Raw genomic sequence first — 13,846 nt, 5'->3', positions numbered from 1 at the left:
ATGGACATCGACGACGAAGGCCTGCATCCCGCGTGGTGGACGGTGATCCTCGCGGTGATCATCGCCATCGCCATCTGGCTGACCTACGCCCTGTTCGTCGGCAGCTTCAGATCGACCGAGACGGTCACGTTGACCTCCGACCGCTCGGGTCTGGTGATGGAGACCAACGCCAAGGTGAAGTTGCGCGGCGTGCAGGTCGGGCGGGTCTCCGCGATCCAGGGCGGCGGCCGGTTGGCGGCGTTGAAGCTGGAGATCGACAAGGACAAGATCGACTACATTCCCGCCAACGTCGAGGCGCAGATCCGGGCAACCACGGTGTTCGGCGCCAAGTTCGTCGATCTGGTCTATCCCAGCGACCCCAGCTCTGCGCGACTGGCGGCCGGTCAGGTGATCGAGTCCCGCAATGTCACCGTCGAAGCCAACACGGTGTTCCAGAACGTCGTCGACGTGCTCGAGCAGGTCGACCCCGCCAAGCTCAACAGCACCTTGTCCGCGCTCGCCGAGGGTGTCCGAGGTCAGGGCGAACGGATCGGCCAGGCCACCACCGACGCGAACCAAGTTCTGCTGGAACTGAATCCACGTCATGAGACGGTGACCGAGGACCTGCGCGCCCTCAGAGATTTCAACGACACGTACAGCGTTGCGGCGCAGGACATCCTGAGCACCCTCGACGCGCTCAGCACCACCAGCACGACGATCACCGGCCACGCCAGCCAGTTGGACGCGTTGCTGCTGGCCACCATCGGGCTCTCCAACAGCGGGATCAACCTGATCGCGCCGAACCAGGAAAACCTGATCAATGCCATCAACGTGCTCGAGCCGACGACGAACCTGTTGCACAAGTACAGCCCCGAGTACACCTGCCTGTTGACCGGCGCGAAGCACCTGCTGGACCACGGCGGGTACGACGGACCCGGTGGCAACGGCCGCACGCTGGTGCTGGATGTGGCGTTGGGGCTGGGCGACGATTCCTACAAGTACCCCAACCACCTGCCGATCATCGGCGCCAAGGGCGGCCCCGGCGGTAAGCCCAGTTGCGGCTCTCTGCCCGATGTCTCGAAGAACTGGCCGGTGCGCAATCTGGTGACCAACACCGGATTCGGCACCGGACTCGACTTGCGGCCGAACCCGGGTATCGGCTTCCCGGGCTACGCGAACTATCTGCCGACGACCCGCGCCGTGCCCGAGCCGCCCAGCGTCCGCAACCTGTTCGGTGGACCCGCGATCGGTCCGATCCCGTATCCGGGAGCGCCGGCCTACGGTGCGGACCTGTACGCGGACGACGGCACCCCGCTGTGGCCTGGCCTGCCGCCCGCCCCGCCGCCGATGGCACCGCGCGATCCGGGTGCGACGCCGGGGTCGGAGCCGTTCATCGTGCACTCGCCCGCCCAGATGCAGCCCACACCGCTACCGCCGGCCCCACTGCCCACCCCGGCACGACCGGGCCCGCCGTTCCCATGACCGAGAACCGACCGCCGACAGAGGAAGCCAGGAAAGGAGGCCAGCCGTGTCAAGCATGACCGCAAGGGTCCGCCGCGACGCGGTGCGTCTGGCCGCCTTCCTGACGGTGTGTCTGCTCGGCGTGATCGGGTTGTACGCGGTCTTCGGCGAAATCCGCTTCGGGCAGACCACCAAGAGCTACGTGGCCGAGTTCACCAACGTCACGGGGCTGGAGAACGGCGATTTCGTGCGCATCGCCGGCGTCGAGGTCGGCAAGGTGGAAAAGGTTGCCATCCAACCGGACACGACCGCGCGGGTGGAGTTCAGCGCCGACGAGTCGGTGGTGCTGACCGAGGGCAGCCGGGCCGTCATCCGCTACGACGACCTCATCGGCGGTCGGTATCTGGCGCTGCAGGAAGGCGTCGGCAGTACCCGCAAGCTCAACCCGGGCGACACGATTCCGCTGGCGCGCACGTCGCCCGCCCTCGACCTCGACGCGCTGATCGGCGGATTCCGGCCGCTGTTCCGGGCATTGGACCCCGACCAGGTCAACGCGCTGTCGGGCCAGCTGATCTCGGCCCTGCAGGGTCAGGGCGCGACGATCAACTCGTTCCTCGCCCAGACCGCCGCGCTGACGACCACGCTGGCCGACCGTGACCAACTGATCGGGGACGTCATCGTCAACCTCAACGTCGTGCTGGGATCTCTGGGCGACCAGAACGACCAGTTCGCGAAGGCCGTCGAGGCGCTTTCCGAGCTGGTGGGGACACTCGCCGACGACAAGGAGGACATCAGCAACGGGTTGGCGTACACCAACGCCGCGGCCAAGAGCGTCGCGGACCTCCTGTCGCAGGCCCGTCCACCGTTCGCCAAGACCATCGAGGAGACCGACCGCGCCGCGGGGATCGTGGTGGCCGACCACGAGTACTTCGACAACCTGTTGAACACCCTGCCGGAGGCCCATCAAGCGCTCGCGCGCCAGGGCATCTACGGTGACTTCTTCAACTTCTACCTGTGTGACATCGTGCTCAAACTCAACGGCAAGGGCGGCCAACCGGTGTATGTGAAAGTCGCTGGGCAGTCCACCGGGAGGTGTGCGCCGCGATGAGGGGTTTCTCGGAACGAAATCAGACGGTCATCGGTGCCGTCGGCCTTGGGCTGACGGTCGCCATCGTGTTGGGCGCGCTGAATTACGATCGGCTGCCGTTCCTGCAGGGTACGCAGTACTCCGCCTACTTCGCCGAGGTGGGCGGGCTGAAAGCCGGTGAGGAAGTGCAGGTTTCGGGATTCGAGGTCGGCCAGGTCAAATCCATCGAGTTGGACGGGCCGCACGCTTTGGTGACGTTCACCGTCGACAGCGACATCCGGCTCGGTGACCGTACCGAGGCGGCGATCAAGACCAAGGGCCTGCTCGGTACGAGAATCCTCGAAGTCATGGCGCGCGGCGACGGGAAACAGGAGGGTGTGATTCCCGTCGAGCGCACCACGTCGCCGTATCAACTGCCGGATGCGTTGGGCGAGTTGGCGACGACGATCAGCGGTCTGAACACCAACCAGTTGTCGGATTCGCTGAGGGTGTTGGCGGAGACGTTTTCCGACACTCCGCCCGAGTTGCGGATTGCGGTCGAGGGGGTGGCGCGGTTCTCCGAGACGCTCAACGAACGTGACGCGCAGCTGCGGGGTCTGCTCGGTAACGCCAACAAGGCCTCCACGGTGCTCGCCGAGCGCAGCGACCAGATCGTCAGCCTGGTCACCAACACCAACGCGCTGCTGGCCGAGCTGCAGAGCCAACGGGCCGCACTCGATGAGGTCTCCGGCAACATCTCGGCGCTGAGCGCGCAGTTGCAGGGTTTCATCGGCGAGAACCGCGAGACCATGCGGCCCGCCCTCGACAAGCTCAACGGCGTGCTGACGATCTTCGACAACCGCAAGGAACGCCTGCAGAAGTCGCTCGAGTTGCTGACCGACTACGTGATGTCGCTGGGCGAATCGGTGTCGGGCGGGCCGTTCTTCAAGAACTACGTCGCGAACCTGCTGCCGGGCCAGTTCCTGCAACCCTTCATCGACGCGGCGTTCTCCGACCTCGGCCTGGATCCCAATGTGCTGCTGCCATCTGAACTCAGCGACCCGCAGGTCGGTCAGCGGGCGACGCCGGCGCTGCCGGTGCCCTTCCCGCGCACGGGCCAGGGTGGCGAACCGCGGCTGACCGTGCCCGACGCCATCACCGGCAATCCCGAGGATCAGCTGTGCGGGTGGCCCGGCGTGCCGTTGCCCGGCCCTGGCTGCTATCCGTACCGTGAGCCGCTGCCGGCGCCGCCGCCCGGTGGGCCTCAACCGGGTCCGCCCGCCGCCGCGCCGCCGGGTCTGCAGTCGACCCCGGACCCGACGCCGTCGCCGGTCGCGGTACCGGCTCCCGGTGGGACGCCCCACCTCGCACCTGCGGAGGCTGGACGATGACCCGGGGTGCCCGCAACTTGCTGGCCGTCGCGCTGGTCGTGATCCTGGCCGCCGGCGCGATCGTGCTGTTGCGCAACGTCGAACGGATCAACCGCACACACGTCGTCGCCTACTTCGACAACGCCAACGGCATCTACCCGGGTGATGACGTCAGCATCGTCGGCGTGCCCGTCGGCAAGATCGAGTCCATCGAACCGCAGCCCGAGCGGGTCAAGATCTCGTTTTGGTATGACAGCAAGTACAAGGTCCCGGCCGACGCCAAGGCCGCCATTCTGTCGCCGACGCTGGTGACCGCCCGCATGATTCAGCTGACCCCGTCCTACACCGGCGGACCCGTGATGGAAGACGACACGGTCATCCCGCAGGACCGCACGGCCGTCCCGGTGGAATGGGACGAGGTCCGGCAGCAGTTGGAGAAGCTGGCCGAGACCCTGCAGCCCACCGAGCCGGGCGGCGTGAGCCCATTGGGGTCGGTCATCAACACCACCGCCGACAACCTGCGCGGCGAAGGCGCCAACATCCGTGACACCGTCATCAAGCTGTCGCAGGCCATGACGGCGCTGGGCGACCACAGCACCGACATCTTCTCCACGGTCAAGAACCTCGCGACGTTGGTGTCGGCGCTGCAAGACAGCACCGATGTGATGCGCCGGCTCAACCAGAACCTGGCCTCGGTGACCGGCTTGCTGGCCAACGATCCGAACGAGGTTGCCGACGCCGTCCGTGACCTCAGCAACGTCGTCGGCGAGGTTCAGACCTTCGTCGCCGACAACCGCGAAGCGCTGGGCACCACGTCGGACAAACTGGCCGGGGTGACGCAAGCTCTGACCGACAGCCTCGGCGAGGTGAAACAGTTCCTGCACGTGGCGCCCAACACCCTGCAGAACTACGTGAACATCTGGCAGCCCGCCCAAGGCGCGGTCAGCAGCTTGCCGATGCTCAACAACTTCGCCAACCCGATTTCGTTCTTGTGCGGCGGAATTCAGGCGGCATCGCGGCTGGGCGCCGAGCAGTCGGCGAAGCTGTGCGTGCAGTACCTGGCGCCGATCCTCAAGAACCGCCAGTACAACTTCCTGCCCATCATGCAGAACGTCTTCGTCGGAGCCACGACGCGACCGAACGAGCTGACCTACAGTGAGGACTGGCTGCGGCCGAATTACATCCCGCCGCAACCGGTCTCGCCTCCAGCTGGGCCATCGCCGGATGCGCAGGCGGCGCCACCGCCGCCGGCGACGGGGCCACCGTTGGCCGCCGAGGCGCCGGTCACCACCCCGAACCCGGCTGAGGGTCTGCACGGGCTGATGGTGCCGAATGGGGTGGGGCCATGATGCGGCGCAAGGTCTTTCGGGTAGCGGTCGCCGTGCTCGCATCGGCGGCGGTGCTGTCCGGTTGTTCCGACTGGCAGGGGCTGAACTCTATTCCGCTGCCGGGTGTGGAGGGCGTCGGACCGGGCGCGTTCACGATCCAGGCGCAGATGCCCGACGTCGACAACATCGAGCCGAACTCTCGTGTCCGGGTCGGGGACGTGAATGTCGGTACCGTGAAGAAGATCGAGCGCCAGGACTGGCACGCGCTGGTGACGATGGAACTCAACGGCGACGTCGAGTTGCCCGCGAACGCGACGGCCAACCTCGGGCTGACAAGCCTGTTGGGTTCCTTGCACATCGAGTTGGCGCCGCCGACCGACGCGCCGCCCACGGGCCGATTGAAACAGGGCTCGCTGATTCCGCTGAAGTCGTCGAGCGCATATCCGAGCACCGAGCAGGCGCTGGCCGCTGTTGCGCTGCTGCTCAACGGCGGCGGCATCGGCAACATTCACGACATCACCGAAGCATTGAGTGTCGCGTTCGCCGGTCGCGAGAACGACCTGCGCAGCCTGATCGAGCAGCTCGACATCGCGATCGGTCACCTCGACGACCAGAAGCAGGACATCATCGCGGCGTCCGAGAGTCTGAACAACCTGATGAGTCAGCTCGCAGAGCAAAAGCCGGTGGTGGACAAGGCGTTACGGACGGTGCCCGACGCCCTGGCGGTGCTCCGGGATCAGCGGCAGAACCTGGCCGAGGCGCTGACTCAGCTGGGCAGGTTCAGCGCGCTGGCCGCCGACTCGGTCAACCAGACCAAGGAAGCTCTGGTGCAAGAGCTCAAGGACCTCGGCGTGGTGCTGGAGGAACTGGCCGACGCCGGTCCCGCGTTGACCCGCGCATTCAGCTTCCTGCCGACGTTCCCGTTCCCCAAGGAGACGCTCACCAACTGGATGCGCGGCGACTACGCAAACCTGACGTTGGTCGTCGACCTGACGTTGAGCCGCATCGATGCCGGCTTCTTCACCGGCACGCGGTTCGAGTGCAACCTGACCTGGTTGGAACTGCAGTGGGGGCGAACCATCGGCCAGTTCCCCAGCCCGTGCAACCACAACGTGCCGCCACCGGGCGGCAACCCGCTGGTCGCTCCGTACCGCTGGGATCAGGGGCCCTGACATGAGACTCACACGGCAGATCCTCATCCAGATGGCGATCTTCTCCCTCATCGCCGTCGTCGCGTTGGCGATCATGGTCTTCGGCTACATGCGGTTGCCGAGCCTCATCGGCGTCGGGCAGTACCGGGTGACCCTGGAGTTGCCCGAGACGGGCGGGCTGTATCCGAGAAGCAACGTCATGTACCGCGGCGTGCATGTCGGCGAGGTGAAGAGCATCGACCTCACCGACACCGGAGTCAATGCGGAGCTCTCGTTGAACGCAGACGTCAAGATTCCCGCCGACCTCGAAGCCGAGGTGCACAGCGTGTCCGCCGTCGGCGAGCAGTACGTCCAGCTACTTCCGCGCCGCGGCGAAGGTCCGGAATTGAGGGCAGGCGACGTGATCCCGTTGGACCGCGCCACGGTTCCCACCGATATCAATACGGTCCTCGACGATACAGCTCGCGGACTGCAGGCGATCCCGCAAGAGAACCTGCGGACCGTCGTCGACGAGGCGTATACCGCGGTGGGTGGGCTCGGCCCCGAGCTGCGCCGCCTGGTCAGCGGCAGCACCGCGCTGGCCATCGACGCCCGCAAGAACCTTGACCCGCTGCTCACGCTGATCGACCAGTCCAAGCCGGTGCTGGACACCCAGACCGAAACCGCGGGGTCCATCCAGGCGTGGGCGGCGAATCTGGCGAGCATCAGCGGCCAGCTGCAAAGCCAGGACGCGGCCGTGGCGGGAATTCTCGACAGAGGCCCGGGCGCGGCCGACGAGGTGCGGGCACTGTTCGACCGACTGCAGCCCACGCTGCCGATCGTGCTGGCCAACCTCGTCAGCATCGGCGAGGTGGCGGTCAACTACCAGCCCAGCCTCGAGCAGTTCCTGGTGTTGTTGCCGCAAGGCACCGCGGTCACTCAGGCCGTCGGCGTGCACAAGCGGGGCACCAAGCAGGACTACATGGGCGACGCGTTGATCTTCAACCTCAATGCGATCCTGCCTGCGTTCCCGGCGCCGCTGCCGCTGCCCCCGCAGAACCTGCCGCCGCCGTGCACGACCGGATTCCTGCCCGCCCAACAACAACGAGTGCCGACGTTCGAGGATTACCCCGACCGGCCCAAGGGCGACCTCTACTGCCGGACCCCGCAGGACGCGCCGTTCAACGTCCGCGGCGCGCGCAACCTGCCGTGTGTGACCGTGCCCGGCAAGCGCGCCCCGACATGGCAGATGTGCGAGAGCGACGAGCAGTACGTGCCGCTCAACGACGGCTACAACTGGAAGGGCGACCCCAACGCGACGCTGTCGGGCCAGGACATCCCGCATATCCCGCCGGATGTTCCGGTGGTGGAGAGGGTGGCACCACCGCCGATCGCCGCGGCCGAATACGACCCGGCCTCAGGTAGTTACGTGGGTCCCGACGGGCGCGTGTACACGCAGTCCAACCTGGCGGGTAACGCCGGGGACCAGACGTGGCAGTCGATGCTGACACCGCCGCGCTGACCACGCTGCTCGAGTGTCAGGTTATGCCACGGTGATTGAACGGTCCGCGTGCACAACGTGACACTCGGTTAGACCCGGACGACGATGTCCTGGGTCAGCGCCACGATGATCGCCAGCACGACGATGAACGCGAAGCAGCCGGCCACCAGCGCGGCGGTCTCGCGCCACAGCCCGGACTTGGTGGGCGGGGGCAGGAAGAACTCGGCGGGCATGTCCTTCATGCTCTTGCGCTTGACTTCAGGTGTGTTCACGATGCGACCTCACTGCGGATCAGGGGACGTAGGGGCTGTCGACGCCGAGCACGGTGCGCAATGCGACCAGCGGCAGCACGAGGAAGAGAAAGAAGCTGACCTGGAAGCCGACGAACCAAGCGCCCAAGCGCATCAACTCGAACCGCCACCGCGGAATGGTGACCTCGTAGTTGAGAAAGTCGTCGTATTCCTGGGTCTTGGTCAGCCGGGCCGGCTTGGCCGCCAGCGTCATCACCGAGCCGTCTGTGGTAACCGGTTGTTTCGCAGGGGTTTTCGGCCTGGTGAAGCGATCGAGACCGGCGAAGCGTTCCAGGTGGTTGAGGCCACGGACCGGCGGCTTACCCGCCCAATACGCGATCAGGTTGGGCCACGTGCACATCAGCCCGATGGTCCACAGCAGCGTGATCCGGCCCCCGTTGCCCCATTCCAGCACTGGGCCGATGCCGGGGTTGTAGGTCCACCAGCCCATCGCGGTGGCCAACCCCTCGACGATGAAGTCCCAGACGTAGTTGACCGGAATGGCGAGCACCACCATCGATTTGAGCATGCTCCAGCCCATTCGCGACGACAGCCACTGGCTGAGCCACAGCACCAGCAGCGCGTGCACGCCCCAGTAGACCGCGTACGCGAACGGCATGAACAACGGGTCGTTGGGGGTTTTCAGCGGCAGCCAGTCCAGCAGGTGATGCTCGGTGAACGCGGGACTGTAAAACAGCATCTGGCCCCAGTCGCCGACGGTCTCCATCCAGTACACGGCCATGCTGTTGAACAGGAACAAGAAGCCCCAGGTGAGGCGGCGCCTGCGGATCACATCCGCGATCGCCAACACGATGAAGATGCTTCCGACGATCGGGATCACCCAATTGAAGAACCACACCCCGGAGGGTTCCGCGGTCCCGGGCGGGATCAGGTCTTGAGCCAGCAGATCCATGAGCACCTCGGTGGGTCGAGTTCATATATAGTGAAGTCAGCTTCACTAAAAGGAGTCGCATTGTCAAGCAATGATCGGCGCGTACGCGAATTCCAGGCCGAGTCTCTGCAGCGGCATGCGATCGAATTCGGCGAGTGGATGGTGCGCGCCAGCAATGACCGCGCACAGGCGTTGGGGCACGCGGGTTTACGTCCGGCGCTTGCCCGGCTGATGGTGTTCCTCGGCTGGGAGGGCAGCCGGATCACCGACATCGCCAGGGCTCAGGATGTGTCCAAGAACGCGGTGGGTCAGCTGGTCAGCGAGCTCGAGGAGCTCGGTTACGTCGAGCGGGTGCCCGATCCGGCCGACGGTCGCGCGAAGATCGTGCGCTACACCGGGCGCGGTAGGGCGTTGATCGCCGACGCCGCCGCGATCGGAGAACAACTCAACGCCGAACTCGAGGCCATCGTCGGCGCCGACCGCCTTGCCGAGTTGCGCTCGACGCTCGCCGACATCTGCCATCACCTCGGGATCGGGCCCGTCCCCGACTGAGTCAGGTCATCTGGGTGCAGTCGATGACGAACCGGTACCGCACATCGGATGTCAGCACCCGGTCGAACGCCTCGTCGATCGCCTCCGGCGCGATCACTTCGACGTCGGCGCCGATGCCGTGTGCGGCGCAGAAGTCCAGCATCTCCTGGGTTTCCCGCAGGCCGCCGATCGACGAGCCGGCCACGCTGCGCCGACGCGCCAACAGCGACAATCCGTTGACCGCCAGCGGTTCGGTGCCGACGCCGACGACCACCATCGTGCCGTCGGTGGCCAGCATCGACAGCCGCCGGTTGACGTCGGTCGCCGCGCCGACGGTGTCGATGATCAGGCCGAAGGATCCCGACAGCGTCCGATACGTCGTCTCGTCCTCGGTGGCGTGGTAGTGGTCGGCCCCGAGGCGCGCGCTGTCCTCGGACTTCTTCAATGACCGCGACAGCACGGTGACTTCGGCGCCCATCGCGTGTGCGAGCTTGACCGCCATGTGCCCGAGTCCGCCGAGGCCGGGCGCAACTCGCGCCGATCGATTCTGGTGGTCACCAGGGGTTCTCCGGCGGCGGGAGCGGCATACGCGGGCACCGACGTCACGGCACGTCCTCTCATCCGGGGTTACTGGGGGTCCACCTTAGCCCTTGACCCGAATGGTGAACGACGTTTACTATGCCTCCTGTGGCTGGTAGGCCGAAGGTGCGCATAGAGCGTCTCGATGTCGACGACATCGTTGCCGCGGCATTGAAGGTGGCCCGAAAAGACGTGGCGGACTTGACCATGCGTTCGGTCAGTGACGAACTGCAGGTCTCGGTCGGCGCCCTGTACAAGCACGTCACCGGCCGGGCCGAGTTGGTGGCCCTGGTGGTCGAGAAAGTCCTGGCGCAGGCGCCGACGATGTCTGCTGACGCCGGGGACGGCTGGCTGGCGCTGAGGACTCAGGTGCTCGAGATCCAAGCGCTGATGGATCGCTACCCCGGCCTTGACCAGGCCGTCATCGCGCATTCACCGAACTCGCCGAACGCCAACGAACATCGCCGACAGGGGATAGCGGCGCTGCAGCGCGAAGGTCTGACACCCGACGAGGCCCACAAGGTGTATCGGGCGGTGACGTGGTTGTGGTTGGGGTCGCGCGCGGCGCTGGAGGGCCGCAAGCGCAGGCAGGCCGACATCGACACATTCGCCGAGTCGCTGGACATCCTGATCGCCGGTCTGCGGCATCACATCGACCTGTCACGTAAGGAGTTGATCGGATGACGCACGCAATCGATCATGCAACGGAAAAACGTACCGACCGCCTCCGGCCGCACTGGCTGCCGACGGGTTGGTTCCAGGTCGGATGGTCGACCGACTTCCCGGCCGACGGCGTGCGACCATTGCGGTACTTCGGTGGTGAACAGGTCGCCTACCGGGACAGCGGCGGAACGCTGCACATCCTCGACGCGTACTGCAGGCACCTCGGCGGACATCTGGGCTACGGCGGACGCGTGGAAAACGACTGCGTGGTGTGCCCGTTCCATGGCTGGCACTGGAGCGGCGAGGGCCGCAACACCCACATTCCCTACCAGCCCGACCGCCCGAATCGTGCCCGCCGACTGAAGGTCTGGCCGGTACACGAACGCTTCGGCGTGGTGTACATGTGGCACGACGTCGTGGGTCGGGAGCCCAGCGGAGAACCGCCCGACATCTTCACCGACGTCGCGCCGCACACGGCCGGCTTGCAGTACCACTCTCCCGTGCCGGATGGCCAGATCAAGTTCGACGCGCTGACACTGCACCCCCAGCTGGTGTCCGAGAACGCGGCGGACCCGATCCACTTCCGCTACGTACACGGCACCCGCACCCATCCCGTGTTCCTGCGCCGCTGGCAGGACGACGCCCACTGGTTCAGCCAAATCGGCTTCGGAAGTCGCTGGCGGGAAATGGATCCCGACAGTCATGACGGGGACACACTGTCGATCCTCGTCGCGGGCATCGGATTGAACTACACGGCGCTGTCGGGCTCGATGAACACCCTGATCCTGTTGTCGACGACACCCGTCGACGCGGGTACCAGCGACATGTTCCAGACCGTGTGGCTCGAGAAGCTACCTGGCGACACGCCCGAAGTGCTCAGGTCACGGATGGACGGCGCGACAGCGCAGCTGCCCAACGACATCACGATCTGGAGTCACCAGCGGTTCGAAGATCCGCCCGCACTGGCGACCGTCGAAGGTCAGGCGTTCAGCGACTTCCGCCGCTGGGCGAAGGTCTTCTACCCCGAGGTCGCCGAGGATCAACTGTTGTGAGCAGCCAGACCGTCGATGAGACGGTCGAGCCCGAAACGGAAGGTTGCCGCGGACCGTTCGGTTCGGTGTCGGGACCCGAGCCAGTACATGTCGAGCGCCCCATACGCGCGGGTGGCGTCGCGCCGGTTCAGACCGGCGAGACGCAGTTGCTGCAGCATCCACTGTTGCCGAACGCGCGCGGCCGCACTGCTGTCACCATGGCGTGCGACCACCTGGTCCAGTCCGGGATAGGCGTCGAGCGTACTGGTGAGCGAGAGCACATGAGCTCGAATGCGTTGCCATGGGTCCGGCTCAAAGTCCTCGTCCGGCATCTCGACCCGGTCCATGACCTCGTCGATCATCGATGTCACCAGTTCGGCCTGACCGTCGAAGTGGCGATACAGAGCTCCCGGCGTGACGGTCAGTTCGGTGGCAAGGGAACGCATACTCGGCGGTTCGCCGGCGCTTTTGGTCATGGCCAACGCGACGGCGACGATGCGTCGACGGTTGAGCGGCCGAGCGGGCACGGGGACAGTCACGTGGTCAGTATGAGGTATACACCGTTCACAACGCGTGGTATACAGCGTTTACGTCCCAGCGGGTGAACGCCGTTTACTAAGGAGGAATGCCGATGACGACGGTGGTCGGAACACCGGGCAACGACGCGTTGCTGACTCGTGGCGACGCGGAGTTCGAGTCCTTCTTGATGACGTGGCTGCGCGATGTCCTTGGCGCCGACGCGGTGGCCGTGGAACCGATCGTCGCGGGCACCCGGGCCAGTTGGAGCGTCGATGTCACTCGCGGCGAAGAACTCGTCCCGGTGATCGTGCGCCGAACTCGCGACACGCTCCAGGTCTACGGCGATGCGACCAGAGAGACCCAGATCTACCGGGCACTTGCGCCCACACCGGTGCCTGTTCCGGAGATCTACGCGACCGACACCGAGCGCGGATTGGTCGCAGCACAACGGATTCCCGGCACCGACGACCTGTCTGGCTTGGCCCCCGAGACCAGGGAGTCGGTGAGCGACGAGTTGATGCGGCACGTCGCCGGCTTGCACGCACTCGATCCGGCCACCCTGGATCTGCCCACCATGCCCGTGCCCACCACGGCCCAGGAACACGCCACCCTCGACCTCGACCACTGGTTGACCTTCCATTCAGCGAACGCCCCTGCGGATCCCGTTGTTGCCTATGCGGGGGAGTGGGTGCGGCGCAATGCGCCCACGCAGGTCGACCGCACTGTGCTGGTACAAGGTGACACCGGTCCGGGCAACTTCATCCAGGACGCCGGAAAGATCACCGCCATCGTCGACTGGGAACTGTCTCACTTGGGCGATGCGTATGAGGATCTCGGCTGGGTGGTGGCCCGTTCGCTGTTGTTTCCGTTTGGCGACCTGACCCGCCGCTTCGAGGTGTACGCCGACGCAAGTGGGCGACCGTTCGACCGCTTGCGGATCTGGCATGGCACGGTGAGCGCGATGCTCAAGATCGTCATCGCGAGTGACGTGGTGCGTGCGCGGGGTCACGACGATCCGCAGTATCCGATCCTGGTCAGCGGTCACGCTTTTCACGGCCGGCTCATCATCGAGGCGCTGCTGGGTTTGGCCGGCGTCGAGGCGGACCCGATCTCTCTGACTCCGGCGAGCGCCTCCGGATCCGAGCGGGAAGGCTCTCTGGCGTTCATTCGCACCGCACTGCGCGAGCGCCTACTGCCGTCGTTGTCGGAGCCGTTTCAGATCGCGCAAGCCAAAGCGGTCTTGCGCACCGTCCGCCACCTGCAGCAGGGGGAGCGCTACGACCGCGCCATCGAAGAACAGGAGCGCCGCGAGTTGGCGCAACTCCTCGGCGAGGACGTAGCCGCCGCCGACGAGGCCAGAAACCATTTAGCGCAACGTATTGTCGCGGGCACTGTCGACGATGCGGCGACGCTGGCCTACCTGGCGCGTCATGTGCAGCGCGAAACCGTCCGGATGGCCGAACTGCTCGGTCCCATGGCCACTACCCCACTTCCCACCTTCTAGGA

The 13,846-nt window shown here is 65.9% G+C and carries 13 protein-coding genes and 1 pseudogene; 10 read left to right on the top strand and 4 right to left on the bottom strand.

The window, feature by feature from the left end:
- From ABQE89_RS16065 to ABQE89_RS16040, 6 genes are read left to right on the top strand one after another with little or no spacing between them, the layout of a single operon-like run.
- Positions 1 to 1,461 (top strand): MCE family protein, encoded by a 1,461-nt coding sequence (locus ABQE89_RS16065; protein ID WP_448418267.1) that lies wholly within the window; start codon positions 1 to 3, stop codon positions 1,459 to 1,461.
- Between the two features lie 55 nt (positions 1,462 to 1,516).
- Positions 1,517 to 2,548 (top strand): virulence factor Mce family protein, encoded by a 1,032-nt coding sequence (locus tag ABQE89_RS16060; protein WP_448418401.1) that lies wholly within the window; start codon positions 1,517 to 1,519, stop codon positions 2,546 to 2,548.
- Positions 2,545 to 3,897 carry an MCE family protein gene (locus ABQE89_RS16055; protein ID WP_448418265.1) on the top strand — a complete coding sequence of 451 codons (1,353 nt, stop codon included), beginning with the start codon at positions 2,545 to 2,547 and terminating at the stop codon, positions 3,895 to 3,897. The genes ABQE89_RS16060 and ABQE89_RS16055 overlap by 4 nt, the downstream gene beginning before the upstream one ends.
- A complete protein-coding gene (locus tag ABQE89_RS16050; protein WP_448418263.1) occupies positions 3,894 to 5,225 on the top strand; it encodes an MCE family protein in 1,332 nt (443 codons plus the stop codon). Before ABQE89_RS16055 ends, ABQE89_RS16050 begins: the two co-directional genes overlap by 4 nt.
- Complete coding sequence (locus ABQE89_RS16045) at positions 5,222 to 6,376, top strand: MCE family protein (RefSeq protein WP_448418261.1); 1,155 nt, start codon at positions 5,222 to 5,224, stop codon at positions 6,374 to 6,376. Before ABQE89_RS16050 ends, ABQE89_RS16045 begins: the two co-directional genes overlap by 4 nt.
- 1 nt (position 6,377) lies before the next feature.
- Complete coding sequence (locus tag ABQE89_RS16040; RefSeq protein ID WP_448418259.1) at positions 6,378 to 7,856, top strand: MCE family protein; 1,479 nt, start codon at positions 6,378 to 6,380, stop codon at positions 7,854 to 7,856.
- Between the two features lie 68 nt (positions 7,857 to 7,924).
- On the opposite strand, the gene ABQE89_RS16035 is transcribed toward ABQE89_RS16040, so the two are convergent.
- The gene (locus ABQE89_RS16035) at positions 7,925 to 8,107 is read right to left on the bottom strand and encodes a DUF7156 family protein (protein ID WP_448418257.1); all 183 of its coding nucleotides are present in this window, start codon (positions 8,105 to 8,107) and stop codon (positions 7,925 to 7,927) included.
- 19 nt (positions 8,108 to 8,126) lie between these two features.
- Entirely contained in the window at positions 8,127 to 9,038 is a 912-nt protein-coding gene (locus ABQE89_RS16030) for a spirocyclase AveC family protein (RefSeq protein WP_448418255.1), read from the bottom strand.
- Between the two features lie 60 nt (positions 9,039 to 9,098).
- On the opposite strand from ABQE89_RS16030, the gene ABQE89_RS16025 reads away from it, so the two are divergent.
- On the top strand, positions 9,099 to 9,569 hold the full coding sequence (locus ABQE89_RS16025) for a MarR family winged helix-turn-helix transcriptional regulator (RefSeq protein WP_448418253.1): 471 nt from the start codon (positions 9,099 to 9,101) through the stop codon (positions 9,567 to 9,569).
- A gap of 1 nt (position 9,570) precedes the next feature.
- Here ABQE89_RS16025 and ABQE89_RS16020 read toward each other — a convergent pair.
- Positions 9,571 to 10,071, bottom strand: a pseudogene (locus ABQE89_RS16020) (zinc-binding dehydrogenase); the annotation flags it as partial.
- Between the two features lie 164 nt (positions 10,072 to 10,235).
- Here ABQE89_RS16020 and ABQE89_RS16015 point away from each other — a divergent pair.
- Entirely contained in the window at positions 10,236 to 10,811 is a 576-nt protein-coding gene (locus tag ABQE89_RS16015; protein ID WP_448418251.1) for a TetR/AcrR family transcriptional regulator, read from the top strand.
- A complete protein-coding gene (locus ABQE89_RS16010) occupies positions 10,808 to 11,842 on the top strand; it encodes a Rieske 2Fe-2S domain-containing protein (RefSeq protein WP_448418249.1) in 1,035 nt (344 codons plus the stop codon). Before ABQE89_RS16015 ends, ABQE89_RS16010 begins: the two co-directional genes overlap by 4 nt.
- On the opposite strand, the gene ABQE89_RS16005 is transcribed toward ABQE89_RS16010, so the two are convergent.
- Entirely contained in the window at positions 11,830 to 12,303 is a 474-nt protein-coding gene (locus ABQE89_RS16005) for a TetR/AcrR family transcriptional regulator (RefSeq protein ID WP_448418247.1), read from the bottom strand. The genes ABQE89_RS16010 and ABQE89_RS16005 overlap by 13 nt on opposite strands.
- 149 nt (positions 12,304 to 12,452) lie before the next feature.
- Here ABQE89_RS16005 and ABQE89_RS16000 point away from each other — a divergent pair, with 149 nt between their 5' ends.
- On the top strand, positions 12,453 to 13,844 hold the full coding sequence (locus tag ABQE89_RS16000; protein ID WP_448418245.1) for a phosphotransferase family protein: 1,392 nt from the start codon (positions 12,453 to 12,455) through the stop codon (positions 13,842 to 13,844).
- Positions 13,845 to 13,846: the final 2 nt, after the last annotated feature.

Source organism: Mycolicibacterium sp. XJ1819 (genome assembly GCF_053483675.1).
This window is presented reverse-complemented; position numbering and strand designations above follow the sequence as displayed.

Coding starts and splice junctions, on each gene's coding strand:
- ABQE89_RS16040 (WP_448418259.1), top strand. CDS start 6,378: ATGAGACTCACACGGCAGATCCTCATCCAGATGGCGATCTTCTCCCTC.
- ABQE89_RS16050 (WP_448418263.1), top strand. CDS start 3,894: ATGACCCGGGGTGCCCGCAACTTGCTGGCCGTCGCGCTGGTCGTGATC.
- ABQE89_RS16030 (WP_448418255.1), bottom strand. CDS start 9,038: ATGGATCTGCTGGCTCAAGACCTGATCCCGCCCGGGACCGCGGAACCC.
- ABQE89_RS16000 (WP_448418245.1), top strand. CDS start 12,453: ATGACGACGGTGGTCGGAACACCGGGCAACGACGCGTTGCTGACTCGT.
- ABQE89_RS16055 (WP_448418265.1), top strand. CDS start 2,545: ATGAGGGGTTTCTCGGAACGAAATCAGACGGTCATCGGTGCCGTCGGC.
- ABQE89_RS16060 (WP_448418401.1), top strand. CDS start 1,517: ATGACCGCAAGGGTCCGCCGCGACGCGGTGCGTCTGGCCGCCTTCCTG.
- ABQE89_RS16045 (WP_448418261.1), top strand. CDS start 5,222: ATGATGCGGCGCAAGGTCTTTCGGGTAGCGGTCGCCGTGCTCGCATCG.
- ABQE89_RS16010 (WP_448418249.1), top strand. CDS start 10,808: ATGACGCACGCAATCGATCATGCAACGGAAAAACGTACCGACCGCCTC.
- ABQE89_RS16065 (WP_448418267.1), top strand. CDS start 1: ATGGACATCGACGACGAAGGCCTGCATCCCGCGTGGTGGACGGTGATC.